The organism is Thermocrispum sp. (assembly GCF_002919275.1).
Lineage (GTDB): Bacteria > Actinomycetota > Actinomycetes > Mycobacteriales > Pseudonocardiaceae > Thermocrispum > Thermocrispum agreste.
The window spans coordinates 37,859-44,968 of the sequence record NZ_PKFA01000019.1 but is presented as its reverse complement, the minus strand read 5'-3'; the positions used below and the strand labels follow the sequence as shown (position 1 = coordinate 44,968).

The following is a 7,110-nucleotide window of genomic DNA, read 5'->3' as shown; positions in this document are numbered from 1 at the left end:
CTCCTCACCGCAGAACCCAACCGGCTGCCGCTGTCAGTTGTCCCGATTCGCCACCGCACACCTCCGCTCGACTCGCTCCCGCTCTCCATCGCCCGCTCAGTTGTCCCGATTGGCCATCACGCACCTCCGCTCAGCCACGCACGAAGACCGCCATCTCCTCGACCGCTCAGTTGTCCCGGTTCGTCATCTCGCACCTCCTCACCACTCGCGAAATCCCTTGCTCGGCGGCCGCTCAGTTGTCCCGATTCGCCATGTCCACACCTCCTCGCCGCACACAGTCGTCCTTCACCTGCGGATCAGTTGTCCCGGTTGGTCATGTCCAGCACCTCCCTTGCGCCCGAAAGCCCACGCGTCACCTGCCGTTCAGTTGTCCCGGTTCGTCACCACGAACACCTCCTCGCCATCCGTCGCCGGCGAACCATCCGCACAGACGTCAGTTGTCCCGATTGGCCATCGCCAACACCTCCTCTCCAGGCCGGACCTGCACCTCGTCCGCTGCTCAGTTGTCCCGGTTCGTCATCTGCGCACCTCCGCTCGACCTGCTCTCACCACCGCGATCGCTCGCTTCAGTTGTCCCGGTTGGTCACCGCGCACACCTCCCATACAGCGCAAAACGGACCCCGATCGGAATACTCAGTTGTCCCGGTTGGCCACCGCGTACACCTCCTCGCGCAAGCAACGACCGGACGCACACGAACGGATGGATCAGTCGTCCCGGTTGGCCATTCACGAACTCCCCTCGACTTGCTGGACGTGGATTGAACGACGGCATCAGTTGTCCCGGTTGCGCATGGCAGGCCTCCTTCCGCGCCAGCCGGGCTTGCCTGTGCATCTTTCCCGAACGGGTGAGGTGTGATTGAGTGGTCACAGACCGTCTGCACCGCGCGGGGGAGCACCCATGAGTATGGACCGACCGGACGCCTTGTCCAGCCCGGACCTGCGCATTTGGTGGAATCGACTGCTCCCTTCGCAGTGGGAGCTGTGGGCGCAGCCGCTCCGGGTACGGCTGTACTGCCTCGTCACCGAACTGGCCGCAGTCGTGGCGGTTATCACTCTTCTGGGATCAGAAGAAATTACCCAAAGTGACATCTGGGTGTTCCTGGCGCTGGTCGCTTTGGGGGTCGGTCAGGCCGAACTCGGACGCCGGGTAGAGCGCATCCGGCGCCGGGTGAGCGGCGTGGCACACATCAACATGACGTCGGTGTGGACCTTCGCCGCGGTCATGTTGCTCCCGCCTCCGCTGACCGCGGCCCTGGTCGTCGTCCTGTACTGGCACCTGGCGGTACGCAGCTGGTACCGCCTGCAACGGGTACCGGTGTGGCGAACGACGAACAACGCCACCGGGGTCATCCTGACCTGCCTGGCCGCCCATCAGGCGATGGTGCTCACCGGCATTCACGACATGCGCGAGGCGCTGGCCCACGACTGGCAGGGCTTCGCGGCGGTCGCCACCGCGGTCGCGGTCTACTTCGTGGTGGGCGCCCTGGTCGTCATCGGCGCCCGGGAACGCATCATCTGGACGCCCAGCGGCCTGTTCGGCAGTTGGACCGACAACCTGCTCGAGCTGGCCACGCTCGGCCTGGGCGCACTCAACGCACTGGCGCTGGTCACCATGCCCGGCCTGGCCCTGCTCATCCTGCCGTCGCTGCTCCTGCTGCACCGCAGCGTGCTGGTCAAGCAGCTGGAGGTGGCCGCCACGACGGACGACAAGACCGGCGTCTACAACACCGCGGGCTGGCACCACACGGCCGAGCGGGAGTTCCACCGCAGCCGGGAGCGGGAGAGCCCGTTCGCGCTGCTGATGATCGACTTGGACCACTTCAAACGGATCAACGACACCTACGGCCACCTGGTCGGCGACGCGGTGCTGCGTGCGGTCGCGCAGGCCATCAAGTCCGAGGTGCGTGATCGCGACGCGGTCGGGCGCTTCGGCGGCGAAGAGTTCGTGGTCCTCCTGCCCGACGTACACGCCGCGGAAGCGCACCTGGTCGCCGAACGCATCCGGCAGGCCGTCATGCGCATCCAAGTTCCGGTGGACGCCGACGCGGAGCTGGTCACCGGGCTGTCCACCTCGATCGGTGTGGCCATCTACCCGGATGCCGGCACGGGCGTGCAAGAACTCCTGGACGCGGCCGACACCGCGCTCTACCGGGCGAAGAACGCCGGACGCAACCAAGTCGTGCACGCCACGCCGGTCGGCTGACTGCGTCGACGCCCTGACCCGCGAGTCACCGAACCCGGACAAGCCGCTACGCCACCACTCGGTTCACACGTGGCGACGCGGCAAGTGGGTACCCGAGCCGCTCGGCTCAACGACGGAACCCACGACTGGACCAGTGGACTGCGACCGTTCGCCGGCTCATGGCCATGATGACCAAGAACGCCCGCTCCGGTACTCGCAGCGCGCGGCAAGCCAGACGCGAACCCGCACCTTCGTGCCACAGCAGCTCAGCCGCCGCCATCCGGCGCTGCAGTTCGGCGGGCAGTCACGTCATGGCGAACATCGACCCCGGGTTGAACAGGTTGTCCGGGTCCAGGGCCGCTTTGATCTGCCGGTGCACGCGCATGCCGACCGGGCCGATCTCCCGCTCCAGCCAGTCCTGCTTGATCTTGCCGATGCCGTGCTCGCCGGTCACCGTGCCGCCGAGCGACAGCCCCAGCGCCAGAATGTCGTTGAACGCCTTCCTGGCTCGTGCGAACTCGTCCGCCGAGGAAGCGTCGTAGACGATCGTCGGATGCATGTTGCCGTCGCCGGCGTGACCGACGACCGCGATGCGCAGCCCCACCTGCTCGCTGATCCGTTCGCAGCCGGTGATCAACTCGGCGATCCGGGTCCGTGGCACGCACACGTCGTCGGTCAGCCAGGTGCCGTAGACCTCGAGGGCCTTCAGCACCACCCGGCGCGCCTGCAGCAACAACGCACCCTCGGCCAAGTCGTCCGTCGCGTAGACGAAATCGGCTCCCGCGTCCTTGCACAGCTGCTCGATCGCCGCCAGCTCACGCTTGGCAGGCTCGCCACCCAGGTCGGACTGGCACAGCAGCAACGCCTTGCAGTTGGACCCTGCCCCGATGTCGGTCTTCAGATACGCCTCGGACGCCTTGATCGACGTGGCGTCCATGATCTCCATCAGCGACGGCACCAGGCCCTCGCGCACCACGCGCGCCACCGCATCCCCGGCCTTGCCGGTGTCGTCGAAGGCCGCCACCAACGTCCCAGGCGCCTGCGGGAGCGGTTTGAGCGCGACCGTCGCCTCGACGATCACGCCCAGCGTGCCCTCGCTGCCGATGAACAGCTTCGTCAGGTCGTAGCCCGCGACGCCTTTGACCGTACGCCGCCCGGTCTTCAGCAGTGACCCGTCCGCCAGCACCACCTTCAGCCCGAGGACCGAATCCGTGGTGACCCCGTACTTGACGCAGCACAGCCCGCCGGCGTTGGTGGCCAGGTTGCCGCCGATCGTGCACCAGTCGTAGCTGGACGGATCCGGCGGGTAGAACAACCCGTGCTTGGCCACCGCCTCGCGGAAGTCCAGGTTCACCACGCCCGGCTGCACCACGGCCAGCCGGTTGCCCGGGTCGATCTCCAGGATGCGGTCCATCTTGGTCAGGACCAGCACCACACAGCCCTCCACGGCATTCGCCGCGCCGCTCAACCCACTGCCGGCGCCACGCGGGACGATCGGGACCCCAGCCTCGGCGCACGCCCGGACCGTGGCCTGCACACCCTCGACATCCTCGGGAAACACCACCGCCAACGGCTGAGCCCGGTCCGCGAGCGGCATCATGTCGTGCGAATACGACGCCGTCACGTCCGGATCGTCCAGCACCGCAGCAGCCCCCAGCTCAGCGCGAAGCCGCGCGACGAGCCGTGCACCGTCCATGGCGAACTACCCCACCTCGGGTCGACTACCCGCCATCGTAGAACGGTCGCGGCGGAGAAAAAGGGGCCAAAAGGCGTCAGCCTTCGCGGTGCGGCCCCGCCAGGTGCAAACAGCGTACGGCCCGCACCACCAGCCACACGCCGAGGACGACCGACACACCGCTGGCGGCGACCACCGTCGGGACGTAGGCGGGATGCTGCGGGACGCCGGTCACGTGCATGGCCACCGACGCAACGGCGATCACCCCGACGCCGGCGATGACGGCCCAGCCGAGGAGGCGCACTGCCCAGGTCGACGGCACTCGGTTGGCGACGGCCAGCAGCACCAGGGCCACCGCACCGCACCCTGCGGTCAGCAACGACGCCGTGTCCACCACGGACGACAGCACCGGGATCAGCGGCCCCGGGTTCCGCCAGGCCGTTGCCGGTGCGAGCTGCCAGATGAGGTCCCACAGCAGGGTCAAGGCACCGAGCACGACCGCCAGCAGCAAGGCGCTGCGCAGCCCGTAGCGCGCGGTCAGTTCGGTTTGCAGCTCCGCGGCGATCACTTCCGCGTCGCCGAACTCCTCTTCGGCGCGCTGCCGCGCCACGGCGGGCGGCAGCCCCGCGGCGCAATAGGCGTCGGTGGCGTCTTCCAGGCCGTCACGCACTTCCGCCAGCATGTCCGCACGGGCGCGGCGCGGCCCCCGCAGCGAGCGGTCCAGCCGGTCCAGTACCGACGACTGCGCTGTCATGCTCCGCCTCCCAGCACCGTGCCGATCACCCCGGTGAACCGCACCCACTCCGAGCGCCTGCGTGCCAGTTCCTTCTTACCCGCGGGACTGAGGGTGTAGACACGGCGTTTCCGGCCGTCGACCACGGTCCAGGTGCCTTCGATCCAGCGGGCCCGTTCCAGGCGCCGCAGTGCCGGGTACACGGTACCGGTGGGCAGCTGCAGCGCGCCTCCGCTGCGGCGCTGCAGGGCCTCGATGATCCCGTAACCGTGCAGCGGCCCGCTTTCCAGCACCGCCAACAGCAGCCCGTCCAGATGACCCCGCACATCACTGGCGTCCATAGTGAGGCAGCCTACAGCGCGAACACGCTCCCCTGAGCCGTTCGTGCCGCACAACCAGGGAAGTTCTCAGGGTTTTCCCGGATTCATATGTAGTTTGCCTACGTATAGCGTGGGCCGCGTGACGACATCCGAACGCTCCGGACCGCGGGTGACGCTGTGGCTGCTGCGCTGCACGACGGCGGTGGTGACCGTCGGCGTGCTGCTGCAACCGGTGCTGGCAGGTGGCTATCTCTCGGGTGACTTCGACCTGCTCTGGTGGCACGCAACGAACGCCAGCGTGCTGATGAGCGTGGCGCTGGCGCAGATCGTCGTCGCGGTCTGCTTCTGGTTGATCGGACGCGGCAAGCCATGGCCGGTCCTGCTCAGCGTGGCGCTGTTCTTCGCGGCCGGGGTGCAGACCGGCATGGGGTACGCGCGCGTTCTGTGGGTGCACATCCCGCTCGGCGTCGCCCTCGTTCTGCTGGCCTTGGGATTGTTCGCGGTGGTGTTCCACCGCTCCGCCAAGGTCGGGCGTCCCAAGCGGGAGGGTGCGGCTGCACTGACCGGCGAACTCGGCCCACCGCGACGCTTGGGGGTGTTCCGCCGATGACCGTGTCTCGCAGGAACTTCTTGGCACTGTCGGCATTGGGCGTAGCCGCGGTGGCACTGCCGTCGTGCGGGCGCAGCGAGGGCATCGAGCAGACGGCCGAGCTGCTGACCAGCGAAGGCCCGCTGCCGAAGCCGTTCACCGTGCCGCTGCCGGTACCTGCGGTGAAGAAGCCGGTGCGTACCGACGCGACGACCGACTACTACGAGATCACCCAGCGAGTCGCCGACGTGGAGATCCTGCCCGGACGGCGTACGCCGGTGTTCTCCTACGACGGCACGTTCCCCGGCCCGACGATCCGGTCGCGCTCCGGCCGCCGGACCGTGGTCACGCACCGGAACAAGCTGGACGTGCCGACGGTCGTGCATCTGCACGGCGGCCACACGCCGCCGGAACACGACGGGTATCCGACCGATTTGGTCATCCCCGAAGGCGGACGGCTGGCCGATCACGTCGGCCACGGCGGCCACCCGCTCGGCGACGTCAGCAAGGGATCGCGGGAATACGTGTATCCGCTCGACCAGCCTGCGGCGACGCTGTGGTACCACGACCACCGCATGGACTTCACCGGCCCGCAGGTCTGGTACGGGCTGGCCGGCTTCCACCTGGTGCACGACGAGGTCGAGGACGAGCTGCCGCTCCCTCGTGACGAGCGGGACATCCCGCTGATGATCTGCGACCGCGCGTTCGACGGCGACGGCCGGTTCCGTTATCCGGCCATCGACCAGAGCCTGCGGCACACCCCCGGCGTGCTGCCCGAGTACATGGAAGGCGTCGCCGGCGACGTGGTGCTGGTCAACGGCGCACCGTGGCCGCTGCTGGAAGTGGACGCGGCACGCTACCGCTTCCGCCTGCTCAACGCGTCGAATGCACGCCGGTACCGGTTGCGGCTGGACGGTGGTGCGTCGTTCGTCCAGATCGGCTCGGACCTCGGCCTGCTCGACCGGCCGGTCCGGCACCCGCACATCGACCTGGCACCCGCCGAGCGCAGCGACGTGATCATCGACTTCTCCGCCGTCCGGCCCGGAACGCGCATCGTCCTGCACAACGATTTCGGCGCGGGCTCGACCGCGGTCGTAATGGCATTCGTCGTCACCCGCCGGGCCGCCGACGACAGCCGGATCCCCGGCCGCCTGGCGCACATCGAGCGGTTGGACCAGCAGCGCGCGGTTCGCGTGCGGACGTGGCATTTCACCCGCGGCATCGTCGGCGGGCACAAGGGATGGACGATCAACGACCGGCCGTTCGACCCGGAACGTATGGACGCCCGGCCTCGGCTCGGCGAGCTGGAGATCTGGCGGTTCTACAGCGATCTGCACCACCCGGTGCACATCCACCTCTCACCGTTCCAGATCGTCAGCCGCGGCGGACACCCACCGGGCCGGTTCGACCGGGGGTGGAAGGACACCGTCGACGTGCGTCCGGCGGAGTACGTGGACGTCGCCGTCCGCTTCACCGGCTACGCAGGCCGGTACATGCTGCACTGCCACAACCTCGAGCACGAGGACATGGCGATGATGAGCGCTTTCGAGACGGTGGCATGAGCAGGCAGCCGCGCGTTCACCCGGATGGCCGGTCGTCACTGAGCTGAGT

General features: G+C 68.3%; 6 protein-coding genes. 3 read left to right on the top strand and 3 right to left on the bottom strand.

Translation table 11 applies throughout. The features are described 5' to 3' along the window. Window positions 1-898: 898 nt before the first annotated feature. Window positions 899-2,203 carry a GGDEF domain-containing protein gene (locus tag CXP56_RS04335; RefSeq protein WP_245566572.1) on the top strand — a complete coding sequence of 435 codons (1,305 nt, stop codon included), beginning with the start codon at window positions 899-901 and terminating at the stop codon, window positions 2,201-2,203. A gap of 283 nt (window positions 2,204-2,486) precedes the next feature. On the opposite strand, the gene CXP56_RS04330 is transcribed toward CXP56_RS04335, so the two are convergent. The 3 genes from CXP56_RS04330 to CXP56_RS04320 all read right to left on the bottom strand — a co-directional run bounded on the left by CXP56_RS04330 (window position 2,487) and on the right by CXP56_RS04320 (window position 4,931). Further along, window positions 2,487-3,878: an FAD-binding oxidoreductase gene (locus CXP56_RS04330; RefSeq protein WP_028846880.1), complete on the bottom strand. Its 1,392-nt coding sequence runs from the start codon at window positions 3,876-3,878 to the stop codon at window positions 2,487-2,489. A gap of 76 nt (window positions 3,879-3,954) precedes the next feature. Continuing rightward, window positions 3,955-4,611, bottom strand: a complete 657-nt coding sequence (locus CXP56_RS04325) for a permease prefix domain 1-containing protein (protein ID WP_051309892.1) — start codon at window positions 4,609-4,611, stop codon at window positions 3,955-3,957. Beyond that, window positions 4,608-4,931, bottom strand: a complete 324-nt coding sequence (locus tag CXP56_RS04320; RefSeq protein ID WP_028846881.1) for a helix-turn-helix transcriptional regulator — start codon at window positions 4,929-4,931, stop codon at window positions 4,608-4,610. The genes CXP56_RS04325 and CXP56_RS04320 overlap by 4 nt, the downstream gene beginning before the upstream one ends. Window positions 4,932-5,049: 118 nt before the next feature. Between CXP56_RS04320 and CXP56_RS04315 the strand changes: the two genes are divergently transcribed. Beyond that, the gene (locus CXP56_RS04315) at window positions 5,050-5,520 is read left to right on the top strand and encodes a hypothetical protein (RefSeq protein ID WP_211227487.1); all 471 of its coding nucleotides are present in this window, start codon (window positions 5,050-5,052) and stop codon (window positions 5,518-5,520) included. Next, window positions 5,517-7,061 (top strand): multicopper oxidase family protein, encoded by a 1,545-nt coding sequence (locus CXP56_RS04310; RefSeq protein ID WP_028846882.1) that lies wholly within the window; start codon window positions 5,517-5,519, stop codon window positions 7,059-7,061. Before CXP56_RS04315 ends, CXP56_RS04310 begins: the two co-directional genes overlap by 4 nt. Window positions 7,062-7,110 lie beyond the last annotated feature (49 nt).

What these genes read in the sequence shown, in the direction of transcription:
- CXP56_RS04335 (WP_245566572.1), top strand. Translation starts at nt 899, where the DNA reads ATGAGTATGGACCGACCGGACGCCTTGTCCAGCCCGGACCTGCGCATT.
- CXP56_RS04330 (WP_028846880.1), bottom strand. Translation starts at nt 3,878, where the DNA reads ATGGACGGTGCACGGCTCGTCGCGCGGCTTCGCGCTGAGCTGGGGGCT.
- CXP56_RS04325 (WP_051309892.1), bottom strand. Translation starts at nt 4,611, where the DNA reads ATGACAGCGCAGTCGTCGGTACTGGACCGGCTGGACCGCTCGCTGCGG.
- CXP56_RS04320 (WP_028846881.1), bottom strand. Translation starts at nt 4,931, where the DNA reads ATGGACGCCAGTGATGTGCGGGGTCATCTGGACGGGCTGCTGTTGGCG.
- CXP56_RS04310 (WP_028846882.1), top strand. Translation starts at nt 5,517, where the DNA reads ATGACCGTGTCTCGCAGGAACTTCTTGGCACTGTCGGCATTGGGCGTA.